This window comes from Streptomyces sp. NPDC008092 (assembly GCF_042957285.1).
Lineage (GTDB): Bacteria > Actinomycetota > Actinomycetes > Streptomycetales > Streptomycetaceae > Streptomyces.
This window is the reverse complement of sequence record NZ_JBIBHY010000007.1, coordinates 273,172-294,330: the sequence shown is the minus strand read 5'-3', so window position 1 is coordinate 294,330 and position 21,159 is coordinate 273,172. Positions and strand designations below refer to the sequence as shown.

Genomic DNA, 21,159 nt, shown 5'->3' with positions numbered 1-21,159 from the left:
TCTACAATCACCGGCGAGAGTCGGGACGAAGAAGGCGAGAGTCCGGAAGTAGAAGTCGGGAAGAAGAAGACGTCAGGCCGACCCCCGGAGCTGTCCGTGCACGAGCCTCCCGACCCCCTGGTACGGATCCGCGGGCTCGCCAAGCGGTTCGGCGGGACCCGCGCGCTGGACGGGGTCGATCTCGACGTGCGGGCCGGCAGCGTCCTCGCCCTGCTCGGCCCCAACGGCGCCGGGAAGTCCACACTCATCAAGGTGCTCGCCGGGGTCCACCACGCCGACGCGGGGACGGTCACGGTGGCCGGGCACCCGCTCGGCAGTCAGGCCGCCGCCCGCAGCATGTCCTTCATCCACCAGGACCTCGGGCTCGTGGAGTGGATGACCGTCGCCGAGAACATCGCCCTGACCACCGGATATCCGCGCCGCGCCGGACTGATCTCCTGGCGGCGGGCCCGGGAGCGCTGCGCCGAGGCCCTGGAGACGGTCGCCGGACACCTCGATCCGGACACACCGGTCGCACGGCTCGGTCCCGCCGAGCGTTCGCTGGTCGCCGTCGGCCGGGCGCTGGCGGCCCGCACCCGGCTCGTCGTGCTCGACGAGCCGACCGCCCGCCTGCCCGCCGCGGACTGCGCCCGGCTCTTCCGGGTGCTGCACGCCCTGCGGGACCGGGGGCACGGCATCCTCTACGTCACCCACCGCATGGACGAGGTGTACCAGGTGGCCGACGCCTTCGCCGTCCTGCGCGACGGCCGGCTGGTCAGCCACGGCCCGCTGGCGGGCCACAGCCCCGCCCGGCTGGTCCGGGACATCGTCGGTACCGCACCGGCCGACGACACCGCCGCCACCGACGCCGGGGAACCGGGCCGCAGCACCACCGCCGAAGAACCGGCCCGCCCAGCAGTCCCGGCCACCGTCCCCACAGGCGCCGCCCCTGCCGTCCTGGTCCTCGACGGCGCACGGACCGCCGGCACGGCGGCGGTCACCGCGGAGCTGAGGACCGGGGAGGCGCTGGGCCTGGTCGGCCTCTCGGGCGCCGGGCACGTGGAGCTGGGCCGCGCGCTGGCCGGTGCCCGGCCCTTCGTCGGCGGCCGGGTCCTGCTGGGCGGGCGGCCCTACCGGCCCCGTACGGTCGCGGACGCCGTCGCGGCCGGGGTCGGCCTGGTGCCCGGCGACAGACAGCGTGAGGGCTGTGCCATGGGGCTGACCGTGCGCGAGAACCTGCTGGCCAATCCCCGGGCGGGCGGGCGGCCCGCGCTGTCCTGGACCGGTCCGCGCCGCGAACGGGCCCGGGCCGCGGAGCTCATCGAACGGTTCTCGGTACGGCCGCGGGACGGCGAGGCCCCGCTCGCCGCCCTGTCCGGCGGCAACCAGCAGAAGGTCCTGATCGGCCGCTGGCTCGGCGTGGACCTGCGGCTGCTGGTCCTGGAGGAGCCGACCGCGAGCGTGGACGTCGGGGCCAGGGCCGCGGTCCACCGCCTGCTCGACGAGGCGCTGGCCGGCGGCCTCGCGGTCCTGCTGATCTCGACCGACTTCGAGGAGGTGGCGGGCGTGTGCCGACGCGCCCTGGTGTTCGTCCGCGGCCGCGTGACCACCGAGCTGAGCGGCCCGGACCTCACGGTCACCGCGCTCACCCGGGCGGCCTCGGCCCTCCCGGCCCGGCCCGGAACAGCCACGGGCTCATGACCGCCGCGCCGCCGCCTCCCGCCCCCCGCTCACGGCCGCTCGGCCGGAGTCCGGCCCGGCACCTCGCGGGCGCGTACGGCCTGCTGGTCCTCACCGCGCTGCTCGTCGTGGTCTTCTCCCTCGCGCTGCCGCACACGTTCCCCACCCGGGACACCGTCGACTCGATCCTCTCCAACCAGTCGATCCCGGCCGTCCTCGCCCTGGCCGCCATGGTGCCCATCGTGACCGGCTCGTTCGATCTCTCCCTCGGCTACGGCCTCGGTCTGGCCCATGTCATGGTGCTGCGGCTCGTCGTGGACGCCGGCTGGCCCTGGCCCTGGGCCTGCCTCGCGGTGATCGCCGGAGGCGGGGTGGTCGGTGTCCTCAACGGTGTGGCCGTCGAGTTCGGCCGGATCGACTCGTTCATCGCCACCCTCGGGACCGGCAGCATGCTGTACGCCGTGACCGGCTGGGTCACCGGCGGCGGCAGGATCGTCCCGGGCCCGGCCGGTCTGCCGGCCGGCTTCACCGATCTCTACGACTCCACGCTCCTCGGCCTGCCGCTGCCCGCGTTCTACGTCCTCGCCCTCGCCGTCGCGCTCTGGGTGGTGCTGGAGCGGCTGCCGCTCGGCCGGTGCCTGTACGTCATCGGTGCCAACCCGCGCGCCGCCGAACTGGTCGGCATTCCGACCCGCAGGTACACCGTCTACGCGTTCGCCGTCTCGGGGCTGGTCGTCGGCTTCGCCGGGGTGCTGCTGGCGGCTCAGCAGCAGATCGGCAATCCCAGCGTCGGCCTCGACTACCTGCTGCCCGCGTTCGTCGGCGCGCTCCTCGGCGCCACCGCGATCAGGCCCGGCCGTCCCAACGCCCTCGGCACGCTCGTCGCCGTCGCCGTGCTCGCCGTCGGCCTCACCGGCATCGGACAGCTGGGCGCCGCGTTCTGGACGGTCCCCCTGTTCTACGGCGGCACGCTGCTGCTCGCCGTCGGTCTGGCCGGCTACTCCGCCCGCCGGCTGCGCACCGGGGCCGACGCGGCCCGCGACGCACCGGCCGCCGCGCCGCGCCCGCCGACGGCGGCTTCCGGAGACGGCTCCGCCGGCACCGCGCCATGACCCCCACCAGGGCCCCCGTCACCCGCATGAGCCCCGTCTCCGGCACGGCCTCCGGCACGGCCGCCGCTCCCCGGTCCGGCGGGGTCCGGCGGGCCGTCGCCGTCGCGCTGCTGGCCGCGGCCGCCGCCCTGGCCGGCTGTCAGCGCGGCTCGTCGGGCGGCCCCGCGGTCGCCACCAGCGGGCCCGGTGGCTGTCCCGCCGTCCAGGCCTCGGCCGGGGCCGCCGTCGCGCGGGCGGAGCGGACCGGCACGGTCTGGAACGGACCGGCCACCGGCCCCGCGGCGGTGTCCGGCAGGACGGTCGTCTTCGTCGCGGAGACCATGACCAATCCCGGCGTGGCGGGCGTCGCCAACGGCCTGCGGGAGGCCGCGCACGTCGTCGGCTGGGACGTCCGGGTGATCGACGGAGCCGGCACCCCGGCCGGCATCCAGGCGGCCATGAGCGAGGCCGTGGCCCTGCGGCCCTCGGGCATCGTCGTCGGCGGCTTCGACCCGGGCTCGACCGCACAGCAGGTCGCCGCGGCCGCCGCGGCGGGCATCCCGCTCGTCGGCTGGCACGCGGTCGTCGCCCCGGGCCCCAGCAGACGGCCTCCGCTGTTCACCAACGTCACCACCCGGGTGGCGGACGTGGCCGGCATCAGCGCCAAGTGGATCATCGCGCACTCCGGCGGCCGGGCCGGGGTGGTCCTGTTCACCGACGCCTCGGTCCCGTTCGCGAGGACGAAGTCCGACCTGATCAGGGCCGAACTCGCCACCTGCGCGGGCGTGCGGCTGCTCGCGTACGAGAACATCCCGATCCCGGACGCGAGCAGCCGCACCCCGCGCGAGATCGCCTCGCTGCTCGCCCGCTTCCCGGACGCGTGGACGCACTCCGTCGCCATCAACGACCTGTACTTCGCCGACGCCGCCCCCGCGTTCCGCGCGGCCGGCCGCAAGGGAACCGGACCGCCGTTCAACATCGGGGCCGGGGACGGCGACCCGTCGGCCTTCCAGCGCATCAACAGCGGGCAGTACCAGTCCGCCACCGTTCCCGAACCACTGACGCAGCAGGGCTGGCAGATCGTCGACGAGTTCAACCGCGCCTTCTCCGGCCGCCCGGCCAGCGGTTACGTCGCCCCCACCCACGTCTCGACGGCCGCCAACAGCGCCGGGGCCACGACCTGGGACCCACCGGGCTACCGGGAGGCCTACCGGCGGATCTGGGACAGATGAGCCTCCCGGTCCGGCCTCCCGGTCCTGCGTGCCGATCCGGGAGCCGCCGGGTGCGCGGTGTTGCGGGCGGGTCCCCGGCCGCCGTCACGCGACACTTGAGGCAGACGGCCGGCGAGCGGGGCGGGGAGGCGAGCGTGGTGATCGCCGTCAATCCGACGGACAGCGGCTCGCTGCTCGCTGCCTTCGGCGCGCTGGGCGTCCTGGCGGTGATCTTCGCCGAGTCGGGGCTGCTGGTCGTCGGCTTCTTCCTGCCGGGCGACACGCTGCTCTTCCCGGCCGGTGTGCTGTGCGCGGCGAACGCGGACCGGGCGCCCCGGCTGGAGCTGTGGCAGGTGCTGGTGTGCGCGGCCGTCGGCGCGGTGGCGGGCGGGCAGGTCGGCTATCTGATCGGCCGGCACGGCGGGCGCCCGCTGCTGGCCCGTGCCTCCCGGCCGCGGGTGCGGGAGGGCGCCGCCCGGGCGGAGGAACTGCTCGCCCGCTACGGGTACGGCAAGGCCCTGGTGATCGGCCGTTTCGTGCCGGTGCTCCGGTCGGTGCTGCACCCTGCGGCGGGGGCGCTCGGGGTGCCGGTACGGCCGTTCACCGTCTGGCAGGCCGTCGGCGGAGTCCTCTGGTCCCAGACCTTCGTCCTCGCCGGGTACGCCCTGGGCTCCTCGGTCTCCCACATCGACCGCTATCTGCTGCCGCTGGTCGGCGCGATCGTCGTCCTGTCCCTGCTGCCCCTGCTGCTGGAGGCCCGCCGGGCACACCGGGCGCACCGTGACCGCTGACCCCGCTCAGGGCTCCCAGTGGGCCAGGCGATGGAGGGCCGCGGCGGTGTCCGCGAAGCCGTCGGCACCCAGCAGGGCGCGCAGTCCGGCGTTGAAGGCGTCGATCTCGGGCCGGGCCAGGGCGAGTGCGCCGACACCGCGCTCGGTCAGTTCGAGAACGACGGCCCGGTGTTCGCTGGGGTGCCTGTCCCGGGTGACGAGGCCGGCCTCCGTGAGCCGCCGGACCAGCGCGGTGATGCCGGATTCGCGCTGTTGGAGGACCTGGGCCAGCCGCTGCTGGGTGATCCCGGGCTCGTCGCCGACCGCGAGCAGCGCGCCGAGTTGGGCGGTGGTGATCCCCGCGGCGGACAGCAGCCGGCGGTCCGCGGTGGTGCGCAGCTGGTGGGCGGCGCGTTGCAGCAGGAAGAACAGGCGCTGGTCGGGCTCGGGCATGGGCGGAATATTGACAGAGGAGACGACCCGGCGCCATTCTCACTTCACTAGTGAATTGAAACTGGTGAATCGAAACCCGGTGGAGGGTGGCGAGTGTGACCGACACACCCGATCTGGCTTTCGCCCGGCAGGTCCTGGCGACCCAGCCCTTCAGCGTCCTGCTGGGTACCCGTCTGGTGGCCTTCGGCGACGGCGGGGCGACGCTGGAACTGGACAACCGCCCGGAACTGCGCCAGCAGTACGGGTACGTCCACGGCGGGGCGCTCGCCTACGTGGCGGAGAACGCGATGGCGTTCGCGGCCGGCACCGGGCCGGGAAGCCGGCCCCTGACGGCCGGCTTCACCATCGACTACGTGCGCCCGGCGGACGGCGAACTCCTGCGCGCCCGGGCCCGGGTGGTGCGGGCCGGCCGCTCGCTCGCGGTCTGCCGCTGCGAGGTAGCCAGTGTCGGCCCCGACGGCGGCGAGAGCGTGTGCGCCGTCGCCCAGGGCACGATCTCGTTCGCGTCGGACGACGGTTCCGGCGGCCGCTGACCGCGCGTCCGCGGTCAGTCCGCCACCGGCAGGACCAGCCGGAACGTGCAGCCCCTGCCGGGTGCCGTGTCGAGTTCGAGGCGGCCGCGATGGCCCTCGGCGATGGTCGCCGCGATGGCCAGGCCGAGGCCGCTGCCGCCGTGGGCGCGGGACCGGGACGGGTCGGCCCGGTAGAAGCGCTCGAAGACGTGCTCGGCGTCGGACGCGGGGAGGCCGGGGCCCTCGTCGGCGACCTCCAGGACGGCCACCGCCGCTCCCGGCGGCAGCGGAGCGGAGGCCGAGTAGCGGCCCGGGCGGTTGGTGCCGCCGGCCCGGAAGCCGGCCGTGGTGACGCCGACCCGCACGTGCACGGGGGTGTTCGGCGGGGTGTGGGTGCGTGCGTTCGACAGCAGGTTCTCCACGATCTGCCGCAGCCGGTGCGGATCGCCGACGGCCGGGACTATGTCCAGCTCCCCGCCGTCCCCGCCGTCCCCGCACAACGGGCCCAGGTCGGTCGGATGCCCGCTGCCGTGCACGGCGGCGCCGCTCACCGCGTCGGCCGCCACCGACAGCAGGTCGACCGGTTCCGACTGGTACGCCGGCTCCTTGTCGAGGGTGGCGAGCAGTTGCAGGTCGTCGACGAGGAGAGCCATCCGCTCGGCGTTCTGCACGATCAGCCGCTGCGCCTCCCGCTCCTCCTCCGCCGGGCGGCGCTCGGGACGCAGCGCGAGCTGGGCGTAGCCCTGGATGGAGGTGAGCGGGGTGCGCAGTTCGTGGCCGGCGTCGGCGACGAACCGCCGCAGCCGGGCCTCGGAGGCCTCGCGCTCCGCCAGCGCCCGCTGGAGCCGGTCCAGCATCGAGTTCAGGACCCGCCCGAGCCGGCCGATCTCGGTGTGCGGGTCGGTGTCGGCCAGCCGCAGGTCCGGACGGCTCTCGGTGATGTCGGCCGCGGTGCGCTCCATCCGGGTCAGCGGCAGCAGTCCCAGCCGTACGACCGACCGGCCCAGGGCGAGCAGGGCGGCGATCGTGACGGCCAGCAGCACGCCGTCCAGCCAGAGGAGTTTCGACGTGGCGCCGTCGACCGTGTCGAGCGGCAGGGCGACGACGATCTTCGTGCCGTCGTCGCCGTTGCGCAGGACCACGCGCCAGTGCCCGCCTCCGGAGACGGCGGGGAGGGTGCTGGGCGTGCCCTCCCGCAGGTCCAGGTTCCGGGCGGACGCGGGCAGCTCGGGCCCGGGCCTGTCCTTCGAGCCGAGCGCCGTCTTCATGAGGTGGCTCTCGGCGTCGTAGACGTAGATCCGGAAGTCCGAGGGCAGGGCCGACTGCTGGCCCTGGTCCGCGTTGGACTCCCGCAGCGCTTCGAGGAACGCGCGCGACGGCGGCTGGAAGCCGGTCAGCTGCTGGTCGACCCGGTCCACCAGCCAGGAGCGCAGCACGAAGAACCCGGCCAGCTGGGACGCGAGCACCGCGGCGGTGGCCAGCAGGGTGACGCCGATGATGAGCCGGCCGCGCAGGGACTTGAGCGCGGCGGCGGGACGGCGCCTCACGACTCGGACGCCTCCTGGTGGTCGCGCGGCAGCCGCAGGCAGTAGCCGACACCGCGGACCGTGTGGATCAGCGGCGGGTCGAACCGGTCGATCTTGCGGCGCAGGTACTTCACGTACGTCTCGATGATGCGCTGGTCCCCCGCGAAGTCGTAGCTCCAGACGTGGTCGACGATCTGGGTCTTGCTCACCACCTGCCCGGCGTTGACCAGCAGGTAGCGCAGCAGCCGGAACTCCGTGGGGGACAGCGAGACGTACTGGCCGGCCCGGTGCACCTCGTGCGCGAGCTCGTCGAGTTCGACGTCGGCGTAGCGCACCACGCCGACGGGCGCGGGCGGCTCCGGGTCGGCGGCGGTGCGGCGCAGGATGGCCTCGATACGGAGCAGGACCTCCTCGATGTTGAAGGGCTTCGCCACGTAGTCGTCACCGCCCGCCGCCAGCCCCTTGATGCGGTCGTCGACGCCGGTGCGGGCGGTCAGGAACAGCACGGGTACGTCGTTCCCGGCCGCCCGCAGCCTGCGGGTCACCTCGAAGCCGTCCAGGTCCGGCAGCATCACGTCGAGGAGCATCAGGTGCGGCCGCACCCGCTCCACCTCGACCAGGGCGGACTGCCCGCTGTCCGCGCCGCTCACCTCGTAGCCGCCCGCGAGGCGGAGGGTCGACTCCAGCAGCGTGCGGATGCTGGGCTCGTCCTCGACGACGAGGAGCCGGTACCTGGATTCCGCGGTCGCGGACGGCGGGGTCATGGTGCGTTCTTCCGTTTCTCTCAGTGCCGGTCGGCTTCTCTCAGCTCTGGTCGGCCGCGCAGTCGTACAGGACGGTGGCGCCGCCGAAGCCGCCGGACCCGGCGGTGCCGCTCGTGCCCGTGCTCGACGAGCCGCCGTACGCCGAGGCGGGGACCTCGGTGCAGTTCTTCGCGATCCACTGGGTGCGCTGCTGCCCGGCGCCACTGGCTCCGCCCGGGCCCCCGGCCATCCCGCCGGCCATCCCGCCGGCCGCCGAGTCGGTGCCGAGGACGTAGCGCAGCTCGCCGTCCTTCGTCCACTTCGCCAGCTGGTCGGTGGACGGGACGTTGTCCATGCCCGTGAATCCGCCCATGCCGATCACCGTCTCGTCGCTGTCCAGTATGAAGGCGGTGGCACCCTGGGCGCCGCTCGCCACGGCCAGCTTGATCCGTGCGTCCGGCGCGTTCTTGACGGCGTAGGCGAGGATCTTGCGCTGCTCGGCAGTGAGCTGGGCGCCGCCCATGCCGCCCATGCCGCCGCCCATCCGTCCGGCGATCCCGCCGGCCGTTCCGCCGGCCGTACCGCCCGAGCCGCTCGGCAGGGACGGCATGCCCTGGCCCGCGGAGCCTCCGGAGCCCGCCGAACCACCGGCCGGCATCTCGGACGGCACACCCGACGGCATCCCGGTACCAGAACCAGAAGCAGAACCAGAACCGGTGCCTCCGCCGGACAGGCCCGGCATGCCGGACGGCATGCCCGAGGGCATCCCCGATCCCCCGGGCCGCCCGCCCGCGCCCCGGCCCGGCATCCCCTTGCCACCGAACATCGAGGTCGCGGGCCCGGCGGTCGGGTTGGTACCGCCCATGCCCTGGTCCTGGGCCCCGGACTCGCCCACGGCCCACGCGCCCGGCGCCAGCAGCACCGCGAGAACCGCCGCCGACACCGTCACGGGCACCAGCCTCCTGCGCCGCCGTACCAGGAGCAGCAGGACGACGGCGGCACCGCCCGCGAGCAGCACCGGCCAGACCAGCCAGCCGTTCCAGTCCGGGTCACGGCGGATGACCACGGCGGCCCAGATCACCGTGGCGGCGACCGCGACGGCCCCCGCCACCGGCGCCCAGCGCGCCCCGGTGCGGTGCAGCCGGGCCAGGAGGGCGAAGCCGCCACCGCACAACGCGGCGATCGCCGGGGCGAGTTGGGTGGTGTAGTAGGGGTGGAAGATGCCTTCCTGGGTGCTGTAGACCGCGGCGCAGACCACCAGCCAGCCGCCCCACAGCACCCAGCCCGACAGGGGCAGCAGGTCGGTGGCGGCCAGGCGTCCCCGGCGGCGCAGTATCTCCGCGGCCACCGCGACGGCGAGCAGCACGCCGCACGCCGGCAGCAGCCAGCTGATCTGCCCGCCCACCTGGTCGTTGAAGAGGCGCCCGGCACCGGCCTGGCCGCCGAACGCACCGCCGAAGCCCTGGGAGGTGTCACCGCTGGAGCCGAAGATCCGGCCGAAACCGTTGTAACCGATGATCAGGTTCCAGGCCGAGCCGTCCTCGCTGCCGCCGATGTACGGGTGGTCGCCGGGCCACAGGGCCACCATGGCGACCCACCACATCGACGACACCAGCAGCACCCCCGTCGCGGCGGCGAGCCGCCACAGCCGCCCGGCCCAGGTGCCGGCCGCGCCGATCAGCCAGGCGGCGGCGAACGCGGGCAGGACCATCCAGGCGGCGAGCATCTTGGTGAGGAACCCGCAGCCGACCAGGAGGCCGCAGGCGCACAGCCAGTACGTGGCCGCCCTGCCCTCGGCGCGCAGCGCCCGGGTGAGGGCGTAGGCGGCCGAGACCAGCAGCAGCACGAGCAGGCTGTCCGGGTTGTTGTCCCGGTTGATGGCCACCGTGATCGGGGTGACCGTGAGCACCAGCGCGGAGAGCAGCGCGGCGCGCTCGCCCGCCCAGCGGCGCACGGTCCGGTGCAGCACGAACACCGCGGCCACGCCCTCGATCGTCTGCGGCAGGATCAGCGCCCAGCCGTGCAGCCCGAATATCCTGCTGCTGATCACCTGCGGCCACAGCGCGGCCGGCGGCTTGTCGACGGTGACCACGCCGGCCGGGTCGAAGGAGCCGAACAGGAAGTTGGTCCAGCTCCGGCCCATCGACTTCACGGCCGCCGAGTAGTAGCTGTTGCCCCAGCCGAGCGAACTCAGCGACCAGGCGTACAGGACGGCGGCGAGGACGAGGACCGCGCCGAGTGCCGCCGGCGCCGCCCAGGCGGGCCAGGAGCGGCTCGTGCCGTCCTCGGCGGTGGGGTCGGCGGCCGTCGCGGGCGTCGCCACCGGGTGAGCGGATGTGTTCATGGCAGGGAAGTCGCTCTCGTCGGGGGTCAGTGGGCGGCGCTGCGGAAGACGGCGGTGCGCAGGACGACGAACCGGACGGCGGTCACCACCAGGGAGGCCGCCATCAGGACGAGCGTCTCGGCCGCCGTGGAGGCCGAGGGGTCGGCCTGCTTGAAGAGGACCACCGCGAACGACGTGACGAGATAGCCGAGCACGAAGAGGAGACCGGCGCCGAGGTGGGCGCGGCCCGCGCGGGCCGCCGTGTGGCGGAAGGTGAGGCGGCGGTTGGCCTCGGTGTTCAGCAGGGTCAGGACCAGGAGCGAGAACAGGTTCGCCAGCGCCGGTGACCACCAGGAGCGCAGCAGGGCGTAGAGCAGCGCCTGGCCGACGGTCGAGGCGATGCCGATGGCGACGAAGCAGCCGACCTCCCAGGACAGCACGGTGCGCCGGGTGGAGGGGGTGGCGAGTACGGCGTCCGGGTGCTCGGCGGCCGGTGCGGGGCGCTGGGCGAGTTCGACGCGGGCGGCCCCGGAGGCCTTGGCGCGGGCCATCCGCCACAGTCCGCGCAGGTCGTCACTGGCGGTGCCGACCACGTCGACCCGGGTGTCGATGTCCTCCACCCAGTCGACCGGTACCTCGTGGATGCGCAGTCCGTTGTGCTCGGCGAGCAGGAGCAGTTCGGTGTCGAAGAACCAGGCGTCGTCCTGGGCAACTTCGAGGAGCGGGCCGAGCACCTCGGTGCGGGCGGCCTTGAAGCCGCACTGCGCGTCCGTGAACCTGACGCCGTGGGTGAGCCGGATGATCGCGTTGTAGCAGCGGGAGATGAACTCGCGCCGGGGTCCGCGCACGGTGCGCGCCCCGGGGGCCAGCCGGCTGCCGATCGCGATGTCGGAGTGGCCGCTGGCCAGCGGTGCGATCAGCGGCAGCAGGCCGTCGAGGCCGGTGGACAGGTCCACGTCCATGTAGGCGACGATGTCCGCCTCGCTGTCGCCCCACACGGTGCGCAGCGCCAGGCCGCGGCCCTTGCGGTCGAGGTGGGTGACGGCGACGCCCGGCAGTTCGTCGGCGAGCCGGCGGGCCACGGCGAGGGCGTCGTCCGTGCTCGCGTTGTCCGCGACCGTGATGCGCCAGGGGAAGGGGAAGTCCTCGCGGAGCCGGGTGTGCAGGGTGCGCAGGCAGCCCGGGAGCGCGCGCTCCTCGTTGTAGACCGGGATCACGATGTCGACGGTGGCGGTGCCCGATCCGGCGAGCGAGAGGACGGCGGGACGCTGGAAGGCGAACGTGGGAACGGGTGTGGGGGTGGCAGTCATGGCTTCCTAAGCGGGAGGAGACAATGGGGGCGGCTCCTGGGCCCGGGGCGGGCCGGTTCCCGACTGTTACCGGTGCGACTGGGGGATGCCGGGAAGAAATCTGGGAACTGACGGAGAGTCAGAGATCAAGGTCGAAAACCGGCCAACACCTCCGCACGCCACCCCCACATCCCCTCTGACGAGGCAATTTCCGGCCCCGGACTCCCCTCCCCACTTCCCCTCGGGATCACCCGCGAAGAAATAGGCAGGCTGCCTGCTATTATTTGTCAGGCAGCCTGCGTAAATTGCCCGAGCGGCTCCGCGCGGGCCCGGCAGCAGCACGGGAAGGGAGGAGCAGCACCTTGGAAACCACCGCCGACGCCGCCTCCGTACAGCGGTCGGAGGCTTCGCCGGACAATCCGTTCGGAGCGGCCTTCGTGACCCCGCTCTACATGGGCGCCGTCCTCAACCCGATCAACAGCTCGGTGATCGCGCCCGCCCTGGTGGCGATCGCGGCCGCGATGCACACCTCCGTCGGCGGCACCGCGATCCTGATATCGAGCCTGTATCTGACCAGCGCGATAGCCCAGCCGGCGGCAGGACGGCTCGCCGAGGAGTTCGGGCCGCGGCGGGTGTTCTTCGCCGGGATCCTGCTGGTGCTGGCGGGCGGGATCCTCGGCGCGGTGGCATGTGACATATCACTGCTCGTCGCCGCCCGCGTGCTCATCGGCGCCGGCACCTCCACCGGCTACCCCTCCGCGATGCTGCTGATCCGCCGCCGGGCCCTGGCTGCCGGACGGCAGGAGCCGCCCGGCAGCGTCCTCGGGGGCCTCGCGATAGCGGGCGCCGCCACCGTCGCCGTCGGCCCCGCCGTCGGCGGCCTGCTGATCGGCCGGCTCGGCTGGCAGACGGCCTTCTGGATCAACGTCCCCGTCGCGGTCGTCGCCTTCGCCATGGCCGCGCTCTGGATCCCCGGGGACACCGACCGGGTGCGCGGACGCTCGGCGCGCGAGCTGGTCTCCCGCGTCGACCTGGCCGGAATCGCCGGCTTCGGCGGGGCGCTCACCGCACTCCTGGTGTTCCTGTCCTCGCTGCCCGGCCCCGAGTGGCCGGCCCTCGGTGTCTGCGTCGCGCTCGCTGCCGTACTCGTGGCCTGGGAACTGCGCGCCGCCAACCCCTTCCTGAACGTCCGGCTGCTCGCCTCGAACCTGGCGCTCACCCGTACCTACCTGCGCAACGGCCTCACCCTGCTGGGCACTTACGTGATCCTGTACGGGCTCACCCAGTGGCTGGAGGCGTCCCGCGGACTCACCGCCTACCAGTCCGGCCTGGTCCTCGTGCCGATGGGCGTCCTGTCGGCGGTCTCCGCCCGGGTGGTGTCCCGGCGCGGCCGGGTCCGCGCGCCGCTGCTCGTCTCGGCACTGCTCCTGCTGGCGGGCGCCCTCGCCACGCTGTCCGTGGACGGCCGCACGCCGATCGCCGTGGTGATCGCGATCACGGCGGTGTTCGGCCTCACCTCCGGTGCCGGCACCGTGGCGAACCAGACGGTGCTCTACCAGGAAGCGCCCGCGGACAGCGTCGGGACCGCTTCGGGGCTGCTGCGCACCTTCGGCTACATCGGCTCCATCGCCTCGGCGGCCATCACCGGCACCGCCTTCCACACCCGTGTCGACGACACCGGCCTCCGGCACGTCTCCTGGGCGCTGGTCGGCATCGCCGCCGTCGTCCTCGTCATGACGGTCCTCGACCGGCAGCTGGCACACGCCGACCGGCGGCCCGCCCCCTGACCCCGCTCCCCCGCCGTCCGGCACCGGACCGCACCGCGCCGCACCGCACCGCACCGCGCCAACCGTCCGGAACCCTCCGGCAAGACACGAAAGTCCAGGTCATGACCAGCACCGTCCCGCACCTCGATCCCGCCCGCACCGCCCTGTTCCTGATGGACTTCCAGCCGGCCGTCCTCGCCGCCGTGGCCGACCCGGAGCAGGCGCTGTCCCGGGCCCACGCCGCCCTGTCCTGGGCCCGGTCGAACGATGTCCAGGTCGTCCACGTCCGGGTCGCCTTCGCGCCGGAGGACTTCGCCGCCATACCCGCGCTGAACAAGGCGTTCGCCGCCGTCGCCGAGAACGGCTTCCTGCCCGACGGCAGCCCGGAGGCCGAGCTCCACGAGTCGTTCGAGGTGGCGGAGCGGGACATCACCGTGCGCAAGACCCGGTTCAGCGCCTTCGCCTCCGCCACCGACGTGCGCGGGCTGCTGCGCGAGCGGGGCGTCGACACCCTGGTCCTCGCCGGACTGTCCACCGGTGGCGTGGTCCTGACCACCCTTCGGCAGGCGGCCGACGACGACTTCGCGCTCTACCTCCTCAAGGACGCGACCGCCGACCCCGACCCCGAGGTCCACCGCGTCCTGACGGAGAAGGTCTTCCCGCACCAGGCCCACGTCATCGGGACCGACGACCTCCAGGGCCTGACCAGGTCGGCCTGAGCCCCGGCCGCCACGCGTCAACTCCCGCTGTCCGCGATCCTGTTCATGATCGCCGCGGCCTTCAGCAGGGTCTCGCGCTCGTCCGCCCGCAGGTGCGCCTCGATCGCCGCGCCGAGCCAGGCCGCCCGGGCCACCGGGATCGTCCCGATCAGCGTGCGCCCCTCGGGCGTCGCGTGGACGAGGGTCTTGCGGGCGTCGCCGGGATCCTTGCTGGTGCCGACCAGGCCGTCGGCGCGCAGGGCGGCGAGTGTCTCGGCCATCGACTGGCGGCGTACGTGCTCGGCCTGCGCCAGCTCGGTGGCCGTGACCGGGCCCTCCTCGACGATGCGGGCCAGGGTGGTCAGCTGCGACCAGTTCCACTGGCGGTCGCCGGGCGCCGACTCGGTGCGCAGCCGGGCGCGCAGCCGGGTCATCGCCTTCATCAGCTCGGCGGCGACCTCGGCCTCGGGCCTCGGGTCACTGGTCATTGGCCAACCTTACCCAGCGCTCACCTCGCCGTTCGCGCAATTGTTTGCGCCGTCAAGCATTTTGGGGAGGCTATATTCAGGTCTGTGAGCACCTCCGAGAGTCGTCGTCGGACCGAGGAGCCGCCCCGGTCACCGTCGGGCGAGACCCGGCTGCCGGGCCGCGAGGCGGAGCTGGAGCTGATCGACTCCCTGCTCGCCGGTCCCGGCCTGGGCAGCTCCGGGCTGCTGCTGCACGGCGAGCCGGGCGTGGGGAAGACCGCCCTCCTGGACGCCGCGGCGGCCCGGGCCACGGCTCTCGGGATGCGGGTGCTGCGCGCCGCCGGCGTGCAGTCGGAGGCCCGGATCCCGTACTCGGCGCTGCACCAGCTGCTGTATCCGGTGCGGCACGACGTGGACCGGCTCGACGGGCAGCACCGGGACGCCCTCCACCAGGTCTTCGGCCTCACCCGGGCCCCGGCCCCGGAGCCGCTGGTGTCGACGGCGGTGCTCGCGCTGCTGGAGCTGACCACCGCCGAGCGCGGACTGCTGATGATCACCGACGACGTGGCGTGGTTCGACGATTCCAGCGCGGCCGTCGTGGGCTTCGTCGTACGGCGCATCGCGGACGCCCCCATCGTCTTCCTGGCCGCCTCCCGGACCGGTACCGAGGATCTCTTCCGGCGGTCCGGGCTGCCCGAGCGCAAGGTCGAGTCGCTGGACACCGGAGGGGCCGGCGCCGTCCTGGACGCGCACGCGCCCGGGCTGGCCCCCGCCGTGCGCCGGCGGCTGCTGGCCGAGGCCGACGGCAACCCGCTCGCGCTCCGGGAGCTGCCCGCGGCGCTGACCGAGCGTCAGCTGTGCGGCCAGGACCCGCTGCCCGACCGGCTGCCGCTGTCCCGGCGGCTCGCGGCCACCTGCGCCGGACTGCTCGCGGAACTGCCCGCCCCGACCCGCGCGCTCATGCTGCTTGCGGCCCTGGACGCCGATGCCGGAGTCACCGTCCTGCGCGCCGCGGCGCGGGGGTCGGCCGACCTCGACGACCTCGTCCCCGCCGAGCGGGCCGGTCTGGTGCACGCGCCCGCGGCCGGCCGCGGCCTCGTCTTCTGCCATCCGCTGATCGGCACGGCCGTGGTGGACCTGGCCCCGCCCAGCGACCGCCGGGCCGCGCACGAGGCGCTGGCCGCCGCCCTGGCCGACGAGCCCGAGCGCCGCGCCTGGCACCTCGCGGAGGCCGCCACCGGACCCGACGAGTCGGTGGCGCGGGCGCTGGACGAGGCGGCGCTGACCGCCTGGCGGCGCGGCGGCGCCCTCGCCGAGCTGCCGTCGCCGGTCGGCGCGCTGGTCTCCGACCGGCGACGGGTCGCCGCGTCCGCCGCGGTCACGGCGCTGGTGCGCGCCGGGGAGCTCAGTCCGCACCCGGTCGACCGCTCCCGCCGCCTGGTCGAGGCAGCGTTCCTCGCCACCATGACCGGCCAGCTCGACCAGGTGAACCGGCTGCTGACCGACGCGGGCCAGACCCCGGACACCCCGACCGGCCTGGTCTTCGCCGCCACCGCCCATCTCCTCACCCATGACGACGGCGACGTCGACGCCGCCTACCGGCTGCTGGCCCGGGCCCTGGACGACGTCACGTGCAGGGCCACGGCCGACGGCTGGGACCGGCTCGGGATCCTGTACACCCTGCTGCTGGTCAGCCTCTACACCCTCAGACCCGAGCCGTGGAAGCTGCTCGACACGGCGATGGCCCGATTCCCGGCGGAGGCGGTCACGCCCTTCCGGCTGTGCTACGACGCGTACGTCGACCCGGTCCGCAAGTCCGGCGCGATCCGGGAGGGGCTCGCGGACGCGTTCGCGGAGCTGCCGACCGACGCGGCCCCGTGGCAGATCGTGCCGCTGGGATTCGCCGCCGTCGCCATGGACGCCCTCGCCGATTACCGCTGCCTGCTCGTGCGCATGACCGGGCGGGAACGCGACGGCGGCGCGATCGGCATGGTGATCCCCGCGCTGCTGCTGCTCTGCCAGGACTCCTACGTCCACGGGCAGTGGGACGAGGCGGAGCGGCTCGCCCAGGAGGGGCTGGACCTGGCCGCGGCCTACGGCTACCAGTTCTGGGAACAGCAGTTGCGGGCCGTGCTGGCCTCCGGCGCGGCGCTGCGCGGCAACGCGGAGCTCGCCCGCAGCCGCAGCGAGGAGGCCACCACCTGGGCGGCGCCCCGCGGCATGGAGGTGACGGAGGGGTACGCGCGGTCGGCGCGCAACCTCGCGGCCATCGGGCAGGGCGACTACGAGGAGGCGCTCGCCCAGGCGGCGCGGATCGGCCCGCCGGGCGCCCCCACCCCCGGTGTGCCGGGCCGCTGGATGGTGCTGGACTACGTCGAGGCGGCGGTCCGCACGGGCCGTCTGGAGGACGCCCGGGCGCATGTCCGCGCGGCCCAGGAGGCCGGGCTGCCCCGGATCGGCCCCCGGATCGAGCTGATCACCGCGGGGGCCGCCGCCGTGGCCGCCGACGACGCGGCGGCCGCCGGGCTGTTCGAGGCGGCCCTGGCCCTTCCGGACGCCTGCCGCTGGCCGTGGGACTACGCCCGTGTCCGGTTCGCGTACGGCCAATGGCTGCGCCGGACCCACGACATGGCCGGGGCCCGGGCTCAACTGGGCGCGGCTCTGGAGACGTTCGACCGGATCGGTGCCGCGCTGATGGCGCAGCGCGCCGCGGCCGAGCTGCGCGCGACCGGCGTCTCCGTCACCCCCCGGTCCGGCACGGCGCCCGAGCCGCTGACCGCCCAGGAGCGGCAGATCGCCGAACTGGCGGCAACGGGCCTGAGCAACAAGCAGATCGGCGAACGGCTGTTCCTGTCGCACCGTACGGTCGGCTCGCATCTGTACCGGGTGTATCCCAAGCTGGGGATCACCTCGCGGGCCGCTCTGCGCGGTGCGCTGGAGGCGATGCCCGCCGCGGAGGGGCCCGGCCGGGCGCCCGGAGACGTGGCGGGGCAGGAGCCGGAGGGGCACTGAGCGGGCCGGGCGCGGAATCCGCCCGGCGGAGCGCTCGGCAGAACGGACGAAGGTCCGCCGATCGGGCAGTAGCGGAATGAGTCGAATGACCGATCACACGACGCCGTCGGGCCGTTAGCCTTCGTGCCCGTCATCGCGGTTTCCCGGGCCGGGGTGGAAGTCGGCGCCGCGGCACGCTCGTTCACGGAGGTCACCTTGTTCAGTTCGCCCAACGCACTGCTCTGGCGCGGCCTGCTGGCCGTCGTCATCGGCATCGTCTCCGTCTCCTGGCCGGGCATCACCGTCGGCGCGTTCGTCGTCCTGTTCGCCGTGTACGCGTTCATGTACGCGGTGATGGACGGGGTCCGCGCCTTCAGCAGCGACCGGGTGGGTCCGGTCCTGGGGTGGCTGCTGCTGGCCGTGCTGTCGGTCGTGGCCGGCGTCAGCTCCCTGGCCTGGCCGGGCATCACGGCCCTGGTGCTCACCCTCTGGGTCGCCGCGTGGGCTCTGACGACCGGTGCCATGGAGGTCGCCCTGGCCTTCATGCGCGGTGAGACGGCGGGTGAGCGCGCCCTGTTCCTGCTGACCGGTCTCGTGTCGGTCGCGCTCGGGTTCGTGCTGTTCGTGCGGCCGGACATAGGTGCGGTCTCGCTCGCCACCGTCTTCGGTCTCTTCAGCATCGTGCACGGCATCTCGGCGGTCTTCGCCTCGTCGGAGGTGCGCCGCCGGCGCCGGTCGCTGCCACTCGGCGGCTGACCGACTGGCCAATTTTTTTGCTTGACAAAGCATATGCCGGTCTCGGCACACGCGATGGCGACGGGCTCGGACCACGGAAGGCCGGCCTGGATCTCGGCATCGCCATCGCGGATTTCACCCAGCCCGTCGGCCCGGCGGGCCCCGCACGCCATGTGGCCCGGCTCGCCCGCACCGCGGACGAGCCGGGCTTCCGCCGGGTCGCCGCCATGGACCACCTGTTCCAGATCGGGATCGTGGGCGCCGCCGAGCAGGAGGCGCTGGAGGCGTACACGACCCTGGGCTACCGCGCACCCGGGCTGCCGGCCAAGATGATCACCACGCTCGACGTGCTCTCCGAGGGCATCGCCGAGCTGATCGCCCGGCGGATGTACGGGAGTTCAGAGGGTCGCGGTCTCGTCCCGGCCGAGTCGGTGGGCGACGGCGAGTCCCCACGGGACGCCGAGCAGGGCGACGAGCGCGAGCCCGAGAAGCAGGGGCGCGGGACGTGCGGCGCCCAGGGCCACGACCACGAGGGCCACGGCCAGGCTGGTGCGCGCCAGCGGCCGGTACAGCTCCCGCTCGTCCCGCCAGGCCTCCAGGCCGGTCGCGAGCAGCATCGTGCCGGTGAGAACGACGGCCACGCCCCCGCACAGCACCCACGCGGTGGCGGCGGGCGTCCGGCCTGCGTGGGCGTCCTCGACCAGGCCCGCCATCGCGGCGCCCATGGCGGTCACCGCCGCCGTGAGCGGCAGATGGGTGAGCATCCACCGGAGGGTCACCGCACGGGTGCGCCGGGGCGGCCGGTACCCGGCGAAGTCGAAGTACGTCCACCAGGCGCCGAATCCGACCACCACGGCGACCAGTCCGACCGCGAGGCTCATGGCGGTGGTCGGCTCGGCCGCGAGTCCGGCCACGACACCCGTCACGGTCTCGCCGAGCACGATGATGATGAGCAGCCCGAACCGCTCGACGAGCGCGTCGGTGAGGGCGAGCGCCGTCTCCTGGGCCGGAGCGGCCGCCAAGGTCGTCCACGCGAGCCCGCCCAGGTAGGCGAGGACCAGCAGCCCCCAGGTCGGCAGCCGGGCGCCGGCGGGCAGGCCGGCGCTCGCGAACAGGACGACCGCGCAGGCCGCCGTCCCGGTCACGTACAGCCGGGTGGGCCTGCGGAACTCCGCGGAGCTGCCGCGCCCGGCCAGGAACCAGAGCACGGCCAGGAGGGCGAACAGGATCCCGGCGTTGACCGCGAAACGGGCGCCCTCCGCGCCGCCGGCCTCGGGGATGAACGACCCCAGCGGGACGAGGACGAGGATCTGCAGGAGGAAGAGGCTGCGGCCCCGGGCGTCGTCGTGGCCGTGCAGGTCGTGGTGGAGCGTGCCGTTCAGCCAGGCGGTCCACACCAGCGCGAACACCACCGCGAACTCGCCGAGCCCGTGCCAGGTGAGATGCCCCGCCAGGTGGTGCGCGGCCTGGGCGACCAGGACGACCACGACCAGGTCGTAGAAGAGCTCCAGCGGCCCGACCACCCGGTGCCGCGGCTGCTCCCCGTGGGCGCGCGGCGGCTGCCACAGCTGCCGGCGCAGCCGGGCCCAGCCCTCCCGCCGCTCCGGTCGCGCGGTCATGCCGGCTGTCTCCGCCGAAGACGCTCCTGCATGGCTTCTCCCCGGGGTCGCGGTCCGGCCGGACCCGCACAGCGCAACTGTTTGACACTTGTATATTAGCGAGGAGGCCCTGACGGGGAACAGGGCGAGCCGGGATCGCTCAGTCGAGCTTCTCGACCACGGCTTCGAACTGCCGCACCATGGCCGGCACCGACCGGCCGTCGAGCAGGTCCATGACCCGCTTGCGGGCGCTCGCCAGGTGCACGGGGTAGGCGTCCTGGAGCCGCTTCAGCCCCTCCGGGGTGAGGCTCGCGACGTTGCCGCGGGCGTCCCCCTCGTAGCGCCGCTTGGCGACCTGGCCGCGGCTCTGCAGCGCCTCCACGACGCGGGTGATGCGGCTTGCCGACAGGGCGGTGGCCGAGGCGAGGTCCGTCATGCGGAGTTCCTGGTTCTCGGCCTCGGAGAGGTTCATGAGGACGACGTACTCGGTGAGCGTGAGCCCTGTGGACCGCAGCAGGTCGTCGTCGAGCGAGCGGGGCAGCGCGACGATGACGCGCATCAGGGCGCGCCAGAAGCGTTCTTCCTGGGCGGTCAGCGGGTTGTCTGCGCTCATTTGAGCAGAATAGCGTGCCCAAGCAAGGAATCTCAACGACGAACTCCGCGCCGCCGGAGTCCCCACCGCACTCGGCGCGGCTCACGGCCGTCGCCGTACGACGCCCCGTCACAGCTCGCTCCACAAGTCGGCCGGAACAAGGCCGCCGGGTCGCCCGCCGGCTGCTCCAGGGTGACCCGCGCCTCGGCGAGGGTGCGCCCGGCCGCCGACAGCCACGCGCCGAACCGCCCGCCGGCGGCGAGGGACGGCGAGGCCTTGCCGGGCGAGGCGAAGACGCGGGTCTGGTGCACCGAGCCCAGCTTCTTCGGGAAGCCCTGGACCCAGCCGCGGGCCATGGCGAGGTCGTTGTCGACGTAGATGTACGGGCACCAGGACACCGGCTCGCCCTGGAACCTGGCGTCCACCAGCAGCATGAACTCGCGGTACTGGCTGCGCACCGGGTCGAGGTGCTCGTCGTTCCCGGCGGAGAACTGCCAGCCGAAGAAGAGCGCCACCACCCGTCCGCCGGAGGCGGTGTCGGGTGCCAGGCCCTCCGGGAGGGTCGCCGCGGCGGCCACCGGGTCGGTCCAGAACTCGACGCCGACGATGTCACCGGCGTAGTGCCACGGCGGAGCGGAGGCGAGGTTCGCCTCTCCGCGCGGCGACAGCGGGTAGGTGTAGCCCTGCAGCATGGGGGGGGTCTCCAGAAGGCAGGCGCGCGGGAAGAGACCATGT

Annotated in this window: 18 protein-coding genes; 9 read left to right on the top strand and 9 right to left on the bottom strand. The window is 74.0% G+C overall.

Annotated features, from left to right (window positions below; all coding sequences use genetic code 11):
* Positions 1-90: 90 nt before the first annotated feature.
* From ACFZB3_RS24385 to ACFZB3_RS24370, 4 genes are all read left to right on the top strand, one after another.
* A complete protein-coding gene (locus tag ACFZB3_RS24385; protein WP_391378868.1) occupies positions 91-1,680 on the top strand; it encodes an ATP-binding cassette domain-containing protein in 1,590 nt (529 codons plus the stop codon).
* The gene (locus ACFZB3_RS24380) at positions 1,677-2,771 is read left to right on the top strand and encodes an ABC transporter permease (protein ID WP_391378384.1); all 1,095 of its coding nucleotides are present in this window, start codon (positions 1,677-1,679) and stop codon (positions 2,769-2,771) included. Before ACFZB3_RS24385 ends, ACFZB3_RS24380 begins: the two co-directional genes overlap by 4 nt.
* Positions 2,768-3,982: a substrate-binding domain-containing protein gene (locus tag ACFZB3_RS24375; RefSeq protein WP_391378382.1), complete on the top strand. Its 1,215-nt coding sequence runs from the start codon at positions 2,768-2,770 to the stop codon at positions 3,980-3,982. The genes ACFZB3_RS24380 and ACFZB3_RS24375 overlap by 4 nt, the downstream gene beginning before the upstream one ends.
* A gap of 137 nt (positions 3,983-4,119) precedes the next feature.
* Positions 4,120-4,752: a VTT domain-containing protein gene (locus ACFZB3_RS24370; RefSeq protein ID WP_391378866.1), complete on the top strand. Its 633-nt coding sequence runs from the start codon at positions 4,120-4,122 to the stop codon at positions 4,750-4,752.
* 6 nt (positions 4,753-4,758) lie between these two features.
* On the opposite strand, the gene ACFZB3_RS24365 is transcribed toward ACFZB3_RS24370, so the two are convergent.
* Positions 4,759-5,184, bottom strand: a complete 426-nt coding sequence (locus ACFZB3_RS24365) for a MarR family transcriptional regulator (RefSeq protein ID WP_391378380.1) — start codon at positions 5,182-5,184, stop codon at positions 4,759-4,761.
* Positions 5,185-5,279: 95 nt separating this feature from the next.
* On the opposite strand from ACFZB3_RS24365, the gene ACFZB3_RS24360 reads away from it, so the two are divergent.
* A complete protein-coding gene (locus ACFZB3_RS24360; RefSeq protein ID WP_391378378.1) occupies positions 5,280-5,717 on the top strand; it encodes a hotdog fold thioesterase in 438 nt (145 codons plus the stop codon).
* A gap of 14 nt (positions 5,718-5,731) precedes the next feature.
* On the opposite strand, the gene ACFZB3_RS24355 is transcribed toward ACFZB3_RS24360, so the two are convergent.
* Genes ACFZB3_RS24355 through ACFZB3_RS24340 form a run of 4 tightly spaced genes read right to left on the bottom strand, consistent with a single transcriptional unit; the run spans position 5,732 to position 11,598 of the window.
* Positions 5,732-7,243 carry an ATP-binding protein gene (locus ACFZB3_RS24355; protein WP_391378376.1) on the bottom strand — a complete coding sequence of 504 codons (1,512 nt, stop codon included), beginning with the start codon at positions 7,241-7,243 and terminating at the stop codon, positions 5,732-5,734.
* On the bottom strand, positions 7,240-7,986 hold the full coding sequence (locus ACFZB3_RS24350; protein ID WP_391378374.1) for a response regulator: 747 nt from the start codon (positions 7,984-7,986) through the stop codon (positions 7,240-7,242). The genes ACFZB3_RS24355 and ACFZB3_RS24350 overlap by 4 nt, the downstream gene beginning before the upstream one ends.
* Before the next feature lie 40 nt (positions 7,987-8,026).
* Complete coding sequence (locus ACFZB3_RS24345) at positions 8,027-10,309, bottom strand: glycosyltransferase family 39 protein (RefSeq protein WP_391378371.1); 2,283 nt, start codon at positions 10,307-10,309, stop codon at positions 8,027-8,029.
* A 26-nt stretch (positions 10,310-10,335) separates the two neighbouring features.
* A complete protein-coding gene (locus ACFZB3_RS24340) occupies positions 10,336-11,598 on the bottom strand; it encodes a glycosyltransferase (protein ID WP_391378369.1) in 1,263 nt (420 codons plus the stop codon).
* Between the two features lie 341 nt (positions 11,599-11,939).
* On the opposite strand from ACFZB3_RS24340, the gene ACFZB3_RS24335 reads away from it, so the two are divergent.
* Positions 11,940-13,364 (top strand): MFS transporter, encoded by a 1,425-nt coding sequence (locus ACFZB3_RS24335; protein WP_391378367.1) that lies wholly within the window; start codon positions 11,940-11,942, stop codon positions 13,362-13,364.
* A gap of 101 nt (positions 13,365-13,465) precedes the next feature.
* The gene (locus ACFZB3_RS24330; RefSeq protein WP_391378365.1) at positions 13,466-14,062 is read left to right on the top strand and encodes an isochorismatase family protein; all 597 of its coding nucleotides are present in this window, start codon (positions 13,466-13,468) and stop codon (positions 14,060-14,062) included.
* Between the two features lie 17 nt (positions 14,063-14,079).
* On the opposite strand, the gene ACFZB3_RS24325 is transcribed toward ACFZB3_RS24330, so the two are convergent.
* Positions 14,080-14,529 (bottom strand): MarR family transcriptional regulator, encoded by a 450-nt coding sequence (locus ACFZB3_RS24325; RefSeq protein ID WP_391378363.1) that lies wholly within the window; start codon positions 14,527-14,529, stop codon positions 14,080-14,082.
* Between the two features lie 84 nt (positions 14,530-14,613).
* Here ACFZB3_RS24325 and ACFZB3_RS24320 point away from each other — a divergent pair, with 84 nt between their 5' ends.
* Positions 14,614-17,520: an AAA family ATPase gene (locus ACFZB3_RS24320; RefSeq protein WP_391378361.1), complete on the top strand. Its 2,907-nt coding sequence runs from the start codon at positions 14,614-14,616 to the stop codon at positions 17,518-17,520.
* A gap of 195 nt (positions 17,521-17,715) precedes the next feature.
* Positions 17,716-18,255, top strand: coding sequence for a DUF308 domain-containing protein (locus tag ACFZB3_RS24315; RefSeq protein ID WP_391378359.1), 540 nt, complete (start codon positions 17,716-17,718; stop codon positions 18,253-18,255).
* 377 nt (positions 18,256-18,632) lie between these two features.
* On the opposite strand, the gene ACFZB3_RS24310 is transcribed toward ACFZB3_RS24315, so the two are convergent.
* The 3 genes from ACFZB3_RS24310 to ACFZB3_RS24300 form a co-directional block, all read right to left on the bottom strand.
* On the bottom strand, positions 18,633-19,853 hold the full coding sequence (locus ACFZB3_RS24310; protein WP_391378357.1) for a low temperature requirement protein A: 1,221 nt from the start codon (positions 19,851-19,853) through the stop codon (positions 18,633-18,635).
* Between the two features lie 139 nt (positions 19,854-19,992).
* On the bottom strand, positions 19,993-20,445 hold the full coding sequence (locus tag ACFZB3_RS24305; protein WP_391378355.1) for a MarR family transcriptional regulator: 453 nt from the start codon (positions 20,443-20,445) through the stop codon (positions 19,993-19,995).
* 32 nt (positions 20,446-20,477) lie between these two features.
* Positions 20,478-21,116: an acetoacetate decarboxylase family protein gene (locus ACFZB3_RS24300; RefSeq protein WP_391378353.1), complete on the bottom strand. Its 639-nt coding sequence runs from the start codon at positions 21,114-21,116 to the stop codon at positions 20,478-20,480.
* Positions 21,117-21,159 lie beyond the last annotated feature (43 nt).